The following is a 12654-nucleotide window of genomic DNA, read 5'->3' as shown; positions in this document are numbered from 1 at the left end:
GAAAATTCACCGCTGATCCGGCCCCAAGATAGGGGCCGGGTTGAAATATTTTCCTTTTTAGATTTCAAAAACAATGTGTTAACTTGCAATAGGGCATGACAGTGCCTGACGGGGTTGTGAGACACGGGCTCGTGAATTCAACTCTGCCCCGCAAGCTACTACCTTTGTTAGTGTCAAACACGGACATACGCAGTCATCAAAAGGATTACCGAGATGTCGAACACCGCTAAATCCCTGGTTATCGCAACCGCAGTCGCAGCCGCCGTATCCGGTGCCGCCACCACCGCAACCGCCCAAGCCAAAGAAAAGTGCTATGGCGTTTCGCTGGCAGGTGAAAACGATTGCGCAGCAGGCCCCGGCACCACCTGCGCCGGTACTTCGACCGTTGATTATCAGGGTAACGCATGGACGCTGGTCGACGCAGGCACCTGCGCCGATATCGAGCTGCCCCAGACCGCAGACGGTTCGGACCGCAAAGGCTCGCTCGAGCCGCTGGACCGCGACCTGCCGGCATAAGCCCGCGCTTAGGAAAACCGAAGGGGCGGGCCTTGTCGCCCGCCTCTTTGTCGCGAACCGGAGACCATTGTAATGCTGGACAACGCTATTCGATCAAACAGACTGCCCGCAGCGCCGGGTATCGGATACAAACCCCAGCATTTTCAACAGATTCTGGATCACGCGCATCCGGTGGCATGGCTGGAAATCCATGCCGAGAATTACATGGGCGATGGCGGACGCCCGCTGGCGCAGCTGCGCCACCTGTCGGAACAGTTTCCTGTTTCTGTGCACGGTGTCGGCCTGTCCATTGGCGGCGAAGGCCCATTGGACCCCGATCATCTGGCCCGTCTGAAACATCTGGTCGGCTGGCTGAACCCAGCCAGTTTCTCTGAGCATCTGGCGTGGTCAACCCATGACAGCCACTTCCTGAACGACCTGTTGCCTCTGCCCTATACTGACGCAACACTTGCCCGGATTTGCGAACACATCGATCAGGTGCAAGCGGTTATCGGGCGGCAGATGCTACTGGAAAACCCTTCCAGTTATCTGGCGTTTGAGGAAAGTACGTGGTCCGAGCCTGACTTCCTGCGCGAAATCTCGCGCCGCACTGGCTGCGGCCTTTTGCTAGACGTGAACAACGTTTTCGTCTCGGCCACCAATCTGGACTTTTCACCACAGGGCTATATTGACGCCTATCCACTTGAAAAAGTTGGCGAAATTCATCTAGGCGGCCACGACGAAGACGAGGACGACCACGGTCGCCCCCTGCTGATCGACAGCCACGGGCGCGAGGTCGTGGACCCCGTCTGGGCATTGCTGGACTACGTGCTGGAAAGTTCGGGTCCGAAACCAGTCCTGATCGAATGGGATACAGATGTTCCCGACTGGCCTGTTCTTCGAGCCGAGGCTGACCGGGCACAAGCGGCATTGGACCGCATCCCGGCATGAGCGTGTCTCAATCCACCTTTCACACTGCCCTTTTGAACCCGTCTGAGGCGGTTCCAGAGGGGTTGGTGGATGCCCGCGCCCAACCGGCAGGCCGACGGTTCAGCGTTTATCGCAACAATGTTGCGGTGTCCCTGACCGAAGCAATGCATCAGGCCTTCCCGGTAATCGCGAAGCTGTTAGGCGCTCAGAACATGGATGGTCTGTCGGGAATTTTCCTACGCCAGCATCCCCCGACGACGCCGATGATGATGTTCTACGGCGAAGCGTTCCCTGAATTTCTGGCGGGAATGGAGCAGCTTTCGCACCTGGGATATTTGCCCGACGTTGCCCGGTTGGAACTGGCCCTGCGTCGCTCCTACCACGCGGCGGACAGCACGCCTGCACCGGGTGACGCACTGGCCGTGGACCCAGAACAGGTCATGCGGGCCAAGCTGGAATTCGCACCATCAATGCAGGTGGTCCGCTCTGAGTGGCCAATATTCTCGTTGTGGCGGTTTAACACCATGGACGACGCCCCCAAACCCCAGCCCGGTGCTGAAGACGTGCTGGTTACCCGCCCCGAATTTGATCCCGCGCCGCATCTGCTGCCTGCAGGCGGCGCAGATTGGATATCTAAGATGCAGACTGGTCATACGATCGGTCAAGCATTCGAAAGCGTATCCGCTACCACCCCCGAGTTTGACCTTGGGGCCACTCTGGCGCCTCTGCTTCAAGGTGGCGCCATTACTTCTGTGACTATCGAAAGGCTGGCACAATGACTGCCCTGATCTCTCTTCACAACAATGTCCTGGGACGGCTGGACAGCTCGGCCAACTGGCTGACACCGACCCTGGCACGGCTTGTTTTTGTTGCTGTATTGCTTGTTTACTACTGGAATTCGGCCACTCTGAAGATTGACGGGTCGATCTTCTCGGCGTCAGCCGGTGCCTTTGGCCAGATCTTCCCCAAAGCGGCTGAAGCCGTTTTGTATGACGTCACCCAGATGACCTTCTTCCAGCGTATCGTGATCTTTTTAGGCACCGTGGCCGAGTTTGTTCTACCAGCATTGCTGCTGGTGGGTCTACTCACCCGCGTCGCGGCCCTGGCCATGATCGGCTTCGTCTGGGTTCAAACCATCGTTGATGTCGCCGGTCACGGTGTGAAACTGGGTGGGCTGTTCGACAATGCCATCACCTTGATGGACCAGCGCGTCATGTGGACGTTCCTGTTCCTGGTCATCGTGATCAACGGTGCAGGCCCCATTTCAATAGACCGCATCTTGCGTCTAAAGTGATTTAGAAATGCGCCTTGGGCTCGTCCGGTTTACCCGCGGCCAGCCCAAGGGCCCCTGCCACCCCGGCAAATGCAACCGGGAACATGGTAAAGGCATTGAACCCAAACGCGTAATACATGCCGCCGGCTGAAATTAGCAACAATGCCCCGCCAATCAATGCCCTCGCCTTGGCCATAGCCCCTCCGGCAATCGCCAGCAAAGGTGCCAGGATCGACATAGCCTGGATAAGCTGCGCGTTGTCCACCTGCTCGGCAAGGCCGTCGATCTCTCCGAACCGGTCGATCAGTTCGACATATCCATAGCCGACAAAACCGACCAACATGCCGATTAGCCCGGCAATCACACCCAAAATCATCGCTGCGTTACGCATCTTTCGTCCTCTTGCTTGCGCCTTTGCAGATAAGCATCCGCTCAGTCGACGCCAAGAGCCGCCTTCGTCGCCGCCGTCCAGCCAAGAAAAAGCTGCCCGTCACGCTCGATCAAAGGACGTTTCATCAAGGTCGGATGATCGTGCAACAGCTCCAGCGGTGCCCGCGCGCGCTCGTCTTCGCTTAGGCCCCGCCATGTCGTGGACCGGGTGTTGAGCAAAGCCTCGCCGAATTGTGTAAATGCCTGTGACAGCACTGTTTCGGGCACCCCATCCGCTCGCACGTCGACAAAATCAACACCTCTCAATGATTTCAGTACCTTACGGCAGGTATCACAGTTCTTTAGTCCATATAGGCGCATTTTAGGGGGCTTCCTATGCTTGTGTGAATTTTAGGCAAATTCGCCAAGGTGTTCCGGTAATTCTTGATTTTTTACTTCACCGTGCAATGTTGAAAAAGACGAAATACGCAATTCGGGCCGAAGCGTGTGGGCGCGGCGGTGATGAAAGGCGGTGGCGTCAATCACTTCCCCCACCAATTTGTGGGACAACGTGTAAGTAGAAGGAGACACGGGAAATGCCAACTGGCACCGTGAAATGGTTTAATACCACTAAAGGCTATGGGTTTATTGCCCCCGATGAAGGTGGCAAGGACGTATTTGTACATATCTCGGCTGTTGAACGGTCAGGTCTGACCGGGCTCGCAGACAATCAGAAAGTCTCATACGAATTGCAGGACGGACGCGACGGTCGCCAGATGGCCGCCGATTTGAAACCGTTGTAAGGCCCCCTCCCGACGGGAAGACAAAGCAGGGCAACGGCCAATTTCCGGCCGTTGACCAATAATGGTTCGACCAATGTTAACCGCGCGCCGGATCTGTGTCGGCGTGCGTGAACCAGTCTTGACCCATCGCAACGATGCAGGACGTGCCGGTCGAATAAGTGACAACCATCGTCCAATCACCTTTCTCGCTAGTCCAGACTTCCATGATCTGTTCGGGACTGCGCACCCCGGTGGCCGCGCGCTGCGAGCCGAACTGACGTTCAAGCTTGTCGTGCATTCGGGATGTCGGTTCACACAATACCTCGGCAATCGGAGACTTGGCGAAAACCGGGCCGCCAAGCAAGCAAAAGAGGCATGCAAATCGGATGTAAGAAAGACATGTCATGAAGCCAATGTAACAGCTTCACGACAAAACGTATAGACAAACGATATGCGATTAGCTTTCGCGGATGACGGCCTCAAACTCGCGCCACTCGCGGGCGGTCATTCCCGAATTTTCCTGAGAAACGGTTTCCCCGGACAACATTCGCCGCAGGCAGTCGACCATCTGCGCGGATAGATTCACCGCGCCAAGACGGTAATCTTCAAACGCCTTGTAAGCGAAAGGAACCCAGTCGGCGACGATTTTGCACATCGTGTCCGCATATACACGGATTTCATATTGCGCGTGGGGGTCCGCTCGCAGCCGCAGGAAGTGGAACAGATTGTGCAGGTCCACCTTCCAGTACCATTGAGTGTAGATATTCGCCGGAAGGTTCATCCGCGCCAGTTCACGTGCCAGACCCTGCTGACCATCCTGACTGATCATCGCCTCGTAATTGTCATAGCACCGGGCACTGTCTGCCTTGAGCATCTCAAGTACGCGCGCGGCTTCTTCGCCCTGCAGAGCGTCGCCCCGGCCCTGGTTGTTCACCTCGGATTGTGCCGCGACATGGTCGGGCGCGGGGATATAGAACTCGCGGTCCAGGATAGAATATCGCGCCGAGTATTCATTCACATTCGCAGTCCGATGTCGGATCCATTGCCGCGCCACAAAGACGGGCAGTTTCACATGCAGCTTGATCTCGCACATTTCAAAAGGGGTCGAGTGCCAGTGACGCATCAGGTAACGGATCAGGCCCTCATCATTCTGTACGGATTTGGTACCCTTGCCATAGGACACACGGGCAGCCTGACAAATCGCCGCGTCGTCGCCCATATAGTCGATCACACGCACAAAACCGTGGTCCAGAACCTGATGCGCGGTGTACAGGTGATCCTCCATCCCCGGGGCAACAACACGACGCGTTTGATACGATTGCGCCCGTTGCGCTTCGATCTCGGTCAGTTGGTCAGAGGACAGCGGCATGAAATTTCCTTTCCAGCGAATGAGTCGCAGACCACTATATATCGGCAAAACCACGACAGGAACCGCGATATGTGCGCTAACTTGCGCAAACTCTAAATTGTGTCCGCTGCGCCCCTCGACAGACTACGTTAGCGCGCTAAGGTGCATGGCATCACCTGAACAAAAAAGGAAACCGCAATGGGGCTGACATACCTCCACACCATGGTCCGTGTGAAAGATCTTGAGAAATCCATGGCGTTTTACGAACTGCTGGGGCTACAAGAAACCCGCCGGTATGACAGTGAACAGGGGCGGTTTTCGCTGATCTTCATGGCGCCTCCGGGGCAAGAAGATCGTCCGATCGAGCTGACATATAACTGGGATGGCGACGACGGATTACCTGGCGATAGCCGCCATTTCGGTCATTTGGCCTACGGGGTCGATAATATCTATGAAATGTGCCAACTGCTTCAAGATAATGGCGTCGTGATCAACCGGCCGCCGCGTGACGGGCGCATGGCGTTTGTGCGCTCGCCCGACAACATTTCGGTCGAGCTGCTGCAAAACGGCGACGCGCTGGACCCCGCCGAACCCTGGGCCAGCATGGAGAGCACCGGACATTGGTGATCCGCTGGCTGGCAACCTTGGGCTTGGCCGTATTGGCCAGCCCCTTGCGGGCCGAGACCTGCCGACTGGCGCTTGCCTTGGCGATGGACATATCGACCTCGGTGGACGCCACTGAAGACACATTGCAAAGGCAGGGTCTGGCCGCAGCTCTTGTCGCGCCTGAAGTGACCAAGGCGTTTTTCTCATCGCCAATGCCCGTCGCGCTTGCGGTCTATGAATGGAGCGGGCGCAGCACGCAGCGCGTCATTCTGAACTGGTCGATGATCCGTACACGGGCGGATTTGCTGGCTGCAGCCACGACGATACAGCAATCAGTTCGTTCCGATAGCGGTTCGGCCACGGCGATGGGATATGCGTTGGCCTTTGGTGCGACACTGATGCAGCAAGCCCCGCCCTGCCTTTTCCAGACCATTGATCTGTCTGGTGATGGGTCGAACAATGACGGGTACGGGCCGGATTCGGCCTACCGCCACTTTCCGTTTCAGGACGTCGTGGTGAACGGGCTGGTCATCAACGCTGCTGATTTCGAAGGCGAGCTGTTCCTTATCCCGTTTTTCGAGAACAATGTCCTGCATGGCCCCGGCGCTTTTCTTGAAGTGGCGCAAGGGTTCGAAGACTTCGAGCGCGCCATGCGCCGGAAGCTTGAGAGGGAATTGCAAGGCCTGCAAATCGGCGCTTTGTCCGGTGAAGCGCCAAAATGATCCGGTACCTTGCCGCTGTCGCAGCCTTTTTGGGAACACCCGCCCTGTCTGAGTGCAGACAGGCTCTTGCATTGGGTCTGGATGTCTCTGGCTCGGTCGATAGCGCCGAATACAGTTTGCAACTCGGTGGTCTGGCCGCTGCCCTGCAACAACCCAAGGTCAAGCAACTGCTTCTTTCGGGCCTTGGTCCTGCGGTGCGGCTCGCCGTATTCGAATGGAGTGAGGCCAGTCATCAGCGCATGCTGCTGGACTGGACAGAAATCCGATCCGAGGAACAACTGGTTGGCATTTCAAACCTGTTAAACTCGGTAATGCGCAGCTCGGCGCCTCAGGGGACAGCAGTTGGATCGGCAATGCTGTTTGGCGCTGAATTACTGTCCCAACAGCCCGAGTGCTGGAAGCAAACGCTGGACCTTTCTGGCGACGGAAAGCACAACATTGGCCCTCACCCCCGCGAGGTGAAACAAGCACTGCAAGCCAGCGGGATCACCGTCAACGGTCTGGTTATCGGCCCCGATGACGCCAATGTCGGGGACAAGCGCGACGTACAGATCAGTGAGTTATCCGCTTACTACAATGCCTGGGTCATTCTGGGCCCCGACGCCTTTGTCGAGGTTGCCGTCGGGTTCGAAGCTTATGAGGATGCGATGACCCGCAAGCTAATCCGCGAGCTTGAGGGCTTGGTCCTGTCCGACGCCAGGCCATACACCCGACCCTGATCAGTAAATATAACGGATCTGGTCCGTCCAATACCGTTCAACCCGACGGAGAGAGGTGGTGATGTCCTCAATCCCCTCAAGCCCCAACACGCCACGTGACTGCAAACCATCGGCATGGCGCGCGAACAGCTCGGACACAGTGTCACGAATTTCACGTCCACGCGGCGTCAGACGCACACGGACCGAACGGCGGTCAATCTCGCAACGCTGGTGGTGCATATAGCCCATCTCAACCAGCTTTTTCAGGTTATAGCTGACATTACTGCCCTGGTAATATCCCCGGCTTTTCAGCTCACCTGCCGTGACTTCATGATCGCCGATGTTGAAAAGCAGCAATGCCTGAACCGCGTTGATTTCAAGTACGCCGACACGTTCGAACTCGTCCTTGATGACGTCCAAAAGCAGACGGTGCAGCCGTTCGACAAGGGCAAGCGCCTCAAGATAACTGGTCATGAAGCCCTTGGCCCCGTGCGCGGAGACCTGCATTTCCATACTCATCCGATCCTCCGATTCAATCGCGCTGTTTCAGGCAGAATGAATCGAAAAACCGAAAATTCGGTTAAACCGTCTTTTTCTTTATTTTTGAAATGTTTGTGCGATATCAGTTATCAGATCCCCGAACCGCTCTGGGGCGGTGACCTGCCCGGTCACCCATTGATACAGGTCCTGATCATTTTCGTGCAGCAGCGCATCATAGGTTTCCAACCCCGCACTGTCCATCGCCGCCAAATTGCGTTCGGCATACGCTTGCAGGATCAGGTCCATTTCCTTAATCCCCCGGCGCATGGAGCGCATTTTCAATCGCTTGATCTGAACGTCACGCGGCTCGGTCATTGATTTCGCTCCAACATCAGGCGCACGCGTTTCTCCAACTTGGCGGCCCGTTCGGCGCTGGCCCGCATCTCGCCACGGATGGCGCGCAACTCGGTCACGACTTCAACAAGCTCAGGCGCGTTTTCCACCACTTCAACCGGGGCATCCATGCCCTCACCCTCGCCAGTCAAAAGCCACATGATCGAGACGTTGATCATTCCAGCCATCATCGACAAACGGTTGGCGCGCGGCTCAGACAGGTCGTTTTCCCAAGCGACGATCGTGGCCTTCTTGACGCCAAGCCGCCGCGCAAGCTGCGATTGCGTCATACCTGCCGCTTCACGCGCGCCTGCCAGCCGGTCGCCAAAAGTTGCTGATTCCGGGCCGTACCAGTCGCTTTCGTCGTTCATTCGCGTCTCCAATTCCACTGTGCATATCGCTTGATCGTCATTCGGGCGCACCCTATGACAGACAGGTTGAACATACAAACCGAGGCCGATCATGAGTTTCCTGTCTGCGACACTGTCACGCGTAAAACCATCACCGACCATCGCAATGACAGCGAAAGCCGCCGAATTGAAGGCCGCAGGGCGCGACGTCATCGGACTGAGCGCGGGCGAACCCGATTTCGACACGCCGCAGAACATCAAGGACGCGGCTGTCGCCGCCATTGCCGCGGGGAAAACGAAATACACCGCGCCCGATGGCATCCCCGAGTTGAAACAGGCGGCTTGTGCCAAAATGAAACGTGATCACGGGTTGGACTATAAGCCTGCCCAGATCTCGGTAGGTACCGGCGGCAAGCAGACGCTGTATAACGCCTTAATTGCTACCATGAACGACGGCGATGAGGTGATCATCCCCGCCCCCTACTGGGTCAGCTATCCCGATATGGTTCTGCTGGCAGGCGGCACGCCGGTCGTGGTGGAAACAACCTTGGAAAACCAGTTCAAGCTGACAGCCGAACAGCTTGAGGCCGCGATCACGCCGAACACCAAGTGGTTCATCTTCAACTCTCCTTCCAACCCTACTGGTGCGGGTTACAGCCGGACCGAGCTAAAGGCGTTAACCGATGTGCTGATGCGCCATCCGCATGTTTGGATCATGTCTGATGATATGTATGAACATCTCGCCTATGACGGGTTCGAATTTTGCACTCCGGCTGAGGTCGAACCCGGCCTGTATGAGCGCACACTAACCTGTAACGGTGTGTCCAAAGCCTATGCCATGACCGGCTGGCGGATCGGGTATGCCGCAGGCCCGGCCGAGTTGATCGCAGCGATGCGCAAGATCCAATCGCAGTCGACCTCGAACCCTTGTTCGGTCAGCCAATGGGCTGCGGTCGAGGCGCTGAACGGCACGCAGGATTTTCTGGCCCCCAATGCCGAGACATTCAAACGACGCCGCGATCTTGTGGTGAAGATGCTAAACCAGATCGACGGCATCACCTGCCCCACGCCCGAAGGTGCTTTTTACGTCTATCCTTCGATCGCGGGTCTGATCGGAAAAACAACCCCGGCGGGTACCGTGATCGCATCGGATGAGGCATTTGCCACAGCGTTGCTGGAAGAGGCTGACGTTGCCGTTGTTTTTGGTGCCGCGTTTGGCTTGTCTCCGAATTTCCGTGTCAGCTATGCTACATCGGATGAGGCGCTGACCGAGGCTTGCACCCGCATCCAAAATTTCTGCGCTGCACTGACCTGAGCCCGGAGGCCGTATGGCGACTGAACTGCCCGAATACTATTTCCGTATCCGCGAGAATGGAGCTGCGGTATTCCGGATCGACACTGAAAACCGCCAGCAACGGATCGAGATGGACCAGATCGCCGTCATCAACATCCGAAATGGCGAGGTCAAACCGCAAGGCCAGCGCACCCTGACCGAAGCCGACCAAGCCGAAATCGCGCGCTGGATGGAGGCGCGCAAGGCCTTGCTGGCCCAGCGCGACATGGATGATATCCACCGGGCCGTGGATTACCTGAACCTGACGACTCAATGGGCACAGTCAAAGGCGACCGATGATCAGCTTGAGGATGTGACCGACAGATTGTTGATGGCCATGCATGACCTGCGCAGCGTCCTCGTGCGCAAAAAGGCGGATCGACTCAGCAAGGGCTAAGCCGCCACCGGCACAGACCGAACCGATCGCATCCAGAACCGTGCCATCAGAAGCACCGCCGCACAAGCCAGCCCCAGAACAAGACCCAGCCAGACTCCAATTCCGTCCATCCCCCGGACAAAGCCAAAGTAATACGACGCTGGAATGCCCACGACCCAATAGCTAAGCCCCGCCATTACCATCGGCACTTTGGCGTCCTGCAAACCACGCAACAGGCCCAGCGCAATCACCTGCGCGCCATCCACCAGTTGGAACAGGGCCGCCATGGCCAGCAACCCGGTGCCAATCAACAGGATTTCCCCCCGCTGCGGATCGTCTGTTTCCATAAACAACGAGATCAACGGCTCGGCGCAGGTCAGGAACAGGATGACCGTCAGCACCGACATCACCAAAGACATGCCCGTTACGGCAATCGCGCCTTTTTCCAGATGCGCCCGGTCCTTGCGCCCCAGCGCGTTGCCCGCTCGGATCGTGGCTGCGTTCGACAGGCCCAGATGCACCATGAACGTAGCCGAGGCCAAATTCAGCGCGATCCCGTGCGCCGCCAGCGGCACCTGACCCAGCCACCCCATCATGATCGCGGACATCGCAAACAAGCTAACCTCGGCCAGAGTAGTCAATCCGATGGGCACGCCCAGACGCAGGACGCTGAAGAAGAACTCCCAATCCGGGCGCCAGAAACGCTGAAACAGGCTGTGTTCGGGCAAGACACGCACCGCATAGATCACCACAAAGACCAGCGAAACGATCTGTGTAACCACCGAGGCCACGGCGGCGCCGATCACGCCCATCTCGGGCGCGCCCCAGTTCCCGAAGATCAGCGCATAGTTAGTTAGGCCGTTGACCACGGCGGCTGTTACCGTAATCCAAAGAACGATCTGGGTCCGTTCCAACGCGGCCAGATAAGACTTCAAGACCATCACGATAAGCGCCGGGAACAGGCCCCACCCAGCAACCCGCAGGTACTGGGAAGCCGTTCGCGCAACATCAGGGTCCTGATCCAAAGCAATCAGGATCGGGTAGGACCACCATAGCAACGGCATCATAAGAGCCGCATAGATCAGTGACAGCCACAACCCCATGCGGGTCGAGCGGCGAATACTCGTTTCGTCCTCTTCCGCAGCGGCCGTGGCGACGATAGGCATAACGGCCCAGCCGAACCCGGCCCCGAACAGAAACAGCACGAAATAGTAGCTGCTGGCCAAGGTTACAGCAGCCAAAGCCTCGACCCCGTACCAGCCCAGCATGATTGTATCGGTCAAGCCGATCGCGAACTGCGCCAGATGCCCGCCCACCAACGGCAGGCCGAGCACGGCGATGGCCCGGAAGTGGCCGCGATATGTCATCACCTTGTTCATTGCCCCAGCCTTATGCCCGGCTAGAAGCCGGGACAAGACCAGATCAACGAAATTTCAAGATGAGACTCATTATCAAGAGCCGGTAGTCAGCTTCAAATGGCCCTTTCAAGCGTCCGGATGCAGAGACGTACCCAGTATGTGCTCGGACCGATGGATCACGTGATGTGCCTGCCCGACGATCAGAGGATCCGGATCGCTTACGATGTCATGGTTCTTACCGGGATAGTCCAGCGTCGACAGGAAGTGGCGCATCGTGTTCAGACGGGCACGTTTCTTGTCGTTGGACTTGATGATCGTCCAGGGCGCATCGGCCGTATCGGTGTAGAAGAACATCGCCTCTTTCGCCTCGGTGTAGTCGTCCCACTTGCTAAGACTCGCCTTATCGATCGGTGACAATTTCCACTGTTTCAGCGGGTCGGTTTCACGGCTTTTGAACCGGCGCTGTTGCTCTTCCTGCGTGACTGAGAACCAGTATTTGTAAAGCTGAATGCCAGAGCGCACCAGCATCCGCTCAAAATCCGGGGTCTGACGCATGAACTCCAGATACTCATTGGGCGAACAAAAGCCCATCACCCGCTCAACGCCCGCGCGGTTGTACCAGGAGCGGTCATAAAACACCATTTCGCCCACGGTCGGCAGTTCCTGAATATAGCGCTGGTAATACCACTGACCCTTTTCTTCCCAGGTGGGTTTGTTCAACGCGACCACACGGGCCTGACGCGGGTTCAGGTGCTCCATGAACCGTTTGATCGTGCCACCCTTTCCAGCAGCGTCGCGGCCTTCAAACAACAACACAAACCGCTGACCCGTCTCTTGCGCCCACAGCTGAACCTTCAGCAACTCGGCCTGCAACTCGGCCTTTTGCGCCTCATACGTCCTGCGCGCCATTTTGCGACCATAGGGGTATTTGCCGCTTTCAAAAGCCAGGCGAATTTTCTCGGGACTGGGCGCTGCAGAGGCGGGCACCACAGTAACGGGCGTTTCTGTCTTTTCTATCTGTGCCGCTGTTTCCATTCAGTTTCTCCTTGCTAAGCTTGTTAGATGAAAGGCTAACAGGGACCGGCACTTCGCGCTTTGATTGGTGTCAAATTGCTGTATCTTAGGTGCTCTGTATTTCGAT

General features: G+C 57.1%; 20 protein-coding genes. 10 read left to right on the top strand and 10 right to left on the bottom strand.

The window, feature by feature from the left end:
- The first annotated feature begins 213 nt into the window (after nucleotides 1-213).
- The 4 genes from AC2FF7_RS11675 (at nucleotide 214) to AC2FF7_RS11660 (ending at nucleotide 2719) form a co-directional block, all read left to right on the top strand.
- Nucleotides 214-516 carry a BufA1 family periplasmic bufferin-type metallophore gene (locus AC2FF7_RS11675; protein WP_170354607.1) on the top strand — a complete coding sequence of 101 codons (303 nt, stop codon included), beginning with the start codon at nucleotides 214-216 and terminating at the stop codon, nucleotides 514-516.
- Nucleotides 517-588: 72 nt separating this feature from the next.
- Nucleotides 589-1446, top strand: coding sequence for an MNIO family bufferin maturase (bufB, locus tag AC2FF7_RS11670; RefSeq protein WP_480865882.1), 858 nt, complete (start codon nucleotides 589-591; stop codon nucleotides 1444-1446).
- A complete protein-coding gene (locus AC2FF7_RS11665) occupies nucleotides 1443-2204 on the top strand; it encodes an HvfC/BufC family peptide modification chaperone (RefSeq protein WP_480865883.1) in 762 nt (253 codons plus the stop codon). The genes bufB and AC2FF7_RS11665 overlap by 4 nt, the downstream gene beginning before the upstream one ends.
- Complete coding sequence (locus AC2FF7_RS11660) at nucleotides 2201-2719, top strand: DoxX family membrane protein (protein WP_170354610.1); 519 nt, start codon at nucleotides 2201-2203, stop codon at nucleotides 2717-2719. Before AC2FF7_RS11665 ends, AC2FF7_RS11660 begins: the two co-directional genes overlap by 4 nt.
- 1 nt (nucleotide 2720) lies before the next feature.
- On the opposite strand, the gene AC2FF7_RS11655 is transcribed toward AC2FF7_RS11660, so the two are convergent.
- The 3 genes from AC2FF7_RS11655 to AC2FF7_RS11645 are packed head-to-tail and all read right to left on the bottom strand — an operon-like array spanning nucleotide 2721 to nucleotide 3613.
- Entirely contained in the window at nucleotides 2721-3089 is a 369-nt protein-coding gene (locus tag AC2FF7_RS11655) for a hypothetical protein (protein WP_170752445.1), read from the bottom strand.
- Nucleotides 3090-3130: 41 nt separating this feature from the next.
- Nucleotides 3131-3448, bottom strand: a complete 318-nt coding sequence (locus tag AC2FF7_RS11650; RefSeq protein ID WP_496905667.1) for an ArsC/Spx/MgsR family protein — start codon at nucleotides 3446-3448, stop codon at nucleotides 3131-3133.
- A 30-nt stretch (nucleotides 3449-3478) separates the two neighbouring features.
- Nucleotides 3479-3613, bottom strand: a complete 135-nt coding sequence (locus AC2FF7_RS11645) for a hypothetical protein (protein WP_269149578.1) — start codon at nucleotides 3611-3613, stop codon at nucleotides 3479-3481.
- Between the two features lie 50 nt (nucleotides 3614-3663).
- Between AC2FF7_RS11645 and AC2FF7_RS11640 the strand changes: the two genes are divergently transcribed.
- The gene (locus tag AC2FF7_RS11640) at nucleotides 3664-3870 is read left to right on the top strand and encodes a cold-shock protein (protein WP_008758035.1); all 207 of its coding nucleotides are present in this window, start codon (nucleotides 3664-3666) and stop codon (nucleotides 3868-3870) included.
- 76 nt (nucleotides 3871-3946) lie between these two features.
- Here the strand turns inward: AC2FF7_RS11640 and AC2FF7_RS11635 are convergent, their stop codons facing one another.
- Both AC2FF7_RS11635 and thyX read right to left on the bottom strand, forming a co-directional pair.
- Nucleotides 3947-4147, bottom strand: coding sequence for a hypothetical protein (locus AC2FF7_RS11635; RefSeq protein WP_480844989.1), 201 nt, complete (start codon nucleotides 4145-4147; stop codon nucleotides 3947-3949).
- Between the two features lie 159 nt (nucleotides 4148-4306).
- Nucleotides 4307-5218 (bottom strand): FAD-dependent thymidylate synthase, encoded by a 912-nt coding sequence (gene thyX, locus AC2FF7_RS11630; RefSeq protein ID WP_170354614.1) that lies wholly within the window; start codon nucleotides 5216-5218, stop codon nucleotides 4307-4309.
- 177 nt (nucleotides 5219-5395) lie between these two features.
- On the opposite strand from thyX, the gene AC2FF7_RS11625 reads away from it, so the two are divergent.
- From AC2FF7_RS11625 to AC2FF7_RS11615, 3 genes are read left to right on the top strand one after another with little or no spacing between them, the layout of a single operon-like run.
- Complete coding sequence (locus AC2FF7_RS11625) at nucleotides 5396-5824, top strand: VOC family protein (protein WP_170752437.1); 429 nt, start codon at nucleotides 5396-5398, stop codon at nucleotides 5822-5824.
- Nucleotides 5821-6525, top strand: a complete 705-nt coding sequence (locus AC2FF7_RS11620; protein WP_480865888.1) for a DUF1194 domain-containing protein — start codon at nucleotides 5821-5823, stop codon at nucleotides 6523-6525. The genes AC2FF7_RS11625 and AC2FF7_RS11620 overlap by 4 nt, the downstream gene beginning before the upstream one ends.
- On the top strand, nucleotides 6522-7244 hold the full coding sequence (locus AC2FF7_RS11615) for a DUF1194 domain-containing protein (RefSeq protein WP_496905666.1): 723 nt from the start codon (nucleotides 6522-6524) through the stop codon (nucleotides 7242-7244). The genes AC2FF7_RS11620 and AC2FF7_RS11615 overlap by 4 nt, the downstream gene beginning before the upstream one ends.
- Here AC2FF7_RS11615 and AC2FF7_RS11610 read toward each other — a convergent pair whose 3' ends face one another.
- The 3 genes from AC2FF7_RS11610 to AC2FF7_RS11600 form a co-directional block, all read right to left on the bottom strand.
- Nucleotides 7245-7742, bottom strand: coding sequence for a MarR family winged helix-turn-helix transcriptional regulator (locus AC2FF7_RS11610; RefSeq protein WP_170354630.1), 498 nt, complete (start codon nucleotides 7740-7742; stop codon nucleotides 7245-7247).
- 78 nt (nucleotides 7743-7820) lie between these two features.
- Complete coding sequence (locus AC2FF7_RS11605; RefSeq protein WP_480865891.1) at nucleotides 7821-8078, bottom strand: succinate dehydrogenase assembly factor 2; 258 nt, start codon at nucleotides 8076-8078, stop codon at nucleotides 7821-7823.
- The gene (locus tag AC2FF7_RS11600) at nucleotides 8075-8467 is read right to left on the bottom strand and encodes a helix-turn-helix domain-containing protein (RefSeq protein ID WP_170354632.1); all 393 of its coding nucleotides are present in this window, start codon (nucleotides 8465-8467) and stop codon (nucleotides 8075-8077) included. Before AC2FF7_RS11600 ends, AC2FF7_RS11605 begins: the two co-directional genes overlap by 4 nt.
- 91 nt (nucleotides 8468-8558) lie before the next feature.
- Here AC2FF7_RS11600 and AC2FF7_RS11595 point away from each other — a divergent pair, with 91 nt between their 5' ends.
- On the top strand, nucleotides 8559-9761 hold the full coding sequence (locus AC2FF7_RS11595; protein WP_480865895.1) for a pyridoxal phosphate-dependent aminotransferase: 1203 nt from the start codon (nucleotides 8559-8561) through the stop codon (nucleotides 9759-9761).
- A gap of 13 nt (nucleotides 9762-9774) precedes the next feature.
- Nucleotides 9775-10176 carry a hypothetical protein gene (locus AC2FF7_RS11590; protein WP_170752425.1) on the top strand — a complete coding sequence of 134 codons (402 nt, stop codon included), beginning with the start codon at nucleotides 9775-9777 and terminating at the stop codon, nucleotides 10174-10176.
- On the opposite strand, the gene AC2FF7_RS11585 is transcribed toward AC2FF7_RS11590, so the two are convergent.
- Both AC2FF7_RS11585 and ppk2 read right to left on the bottom strand, forming a co-directional pair.
- The gene (locus AC2FF7_RS11585) at nucleotides 10173-11534 is read right to left on the bottom strand and encodes an MATE family efflux transporter (protein ID WP_170752423.1); all 1362 of its coding nucleotides are present in this window, start codon (nucleotides 11532-11534) and stop codon (nucleotides 10173-10175) included. The genes AC2FF7_RS11590 and AC2FF7_RS11585 overlap by 4 nt on opposite strands.
- A 105-nt stretch (nucleotides 11535-11639) precedes the next feature.
- Nucleotides 11640-12548, bottom strand: coding sequence for a polyphosphate kinase 2 (gene ppk2, locus AC2FF7_RS11580; RefSeq protein WP_170354636.1), 909 nt, complete (start codon nucleotides 12546-12548; stop codon nucleotides 11640-11642).
- Nucleotides 12549-12654: the final 106 nt, after the last annotated feature.

The organism is Ruegeria sp. YTSC325 (assembly GCF_059609525.1).
This window is presented reverse-complemented; position numbering and strand designations above follow the sequence as displayed.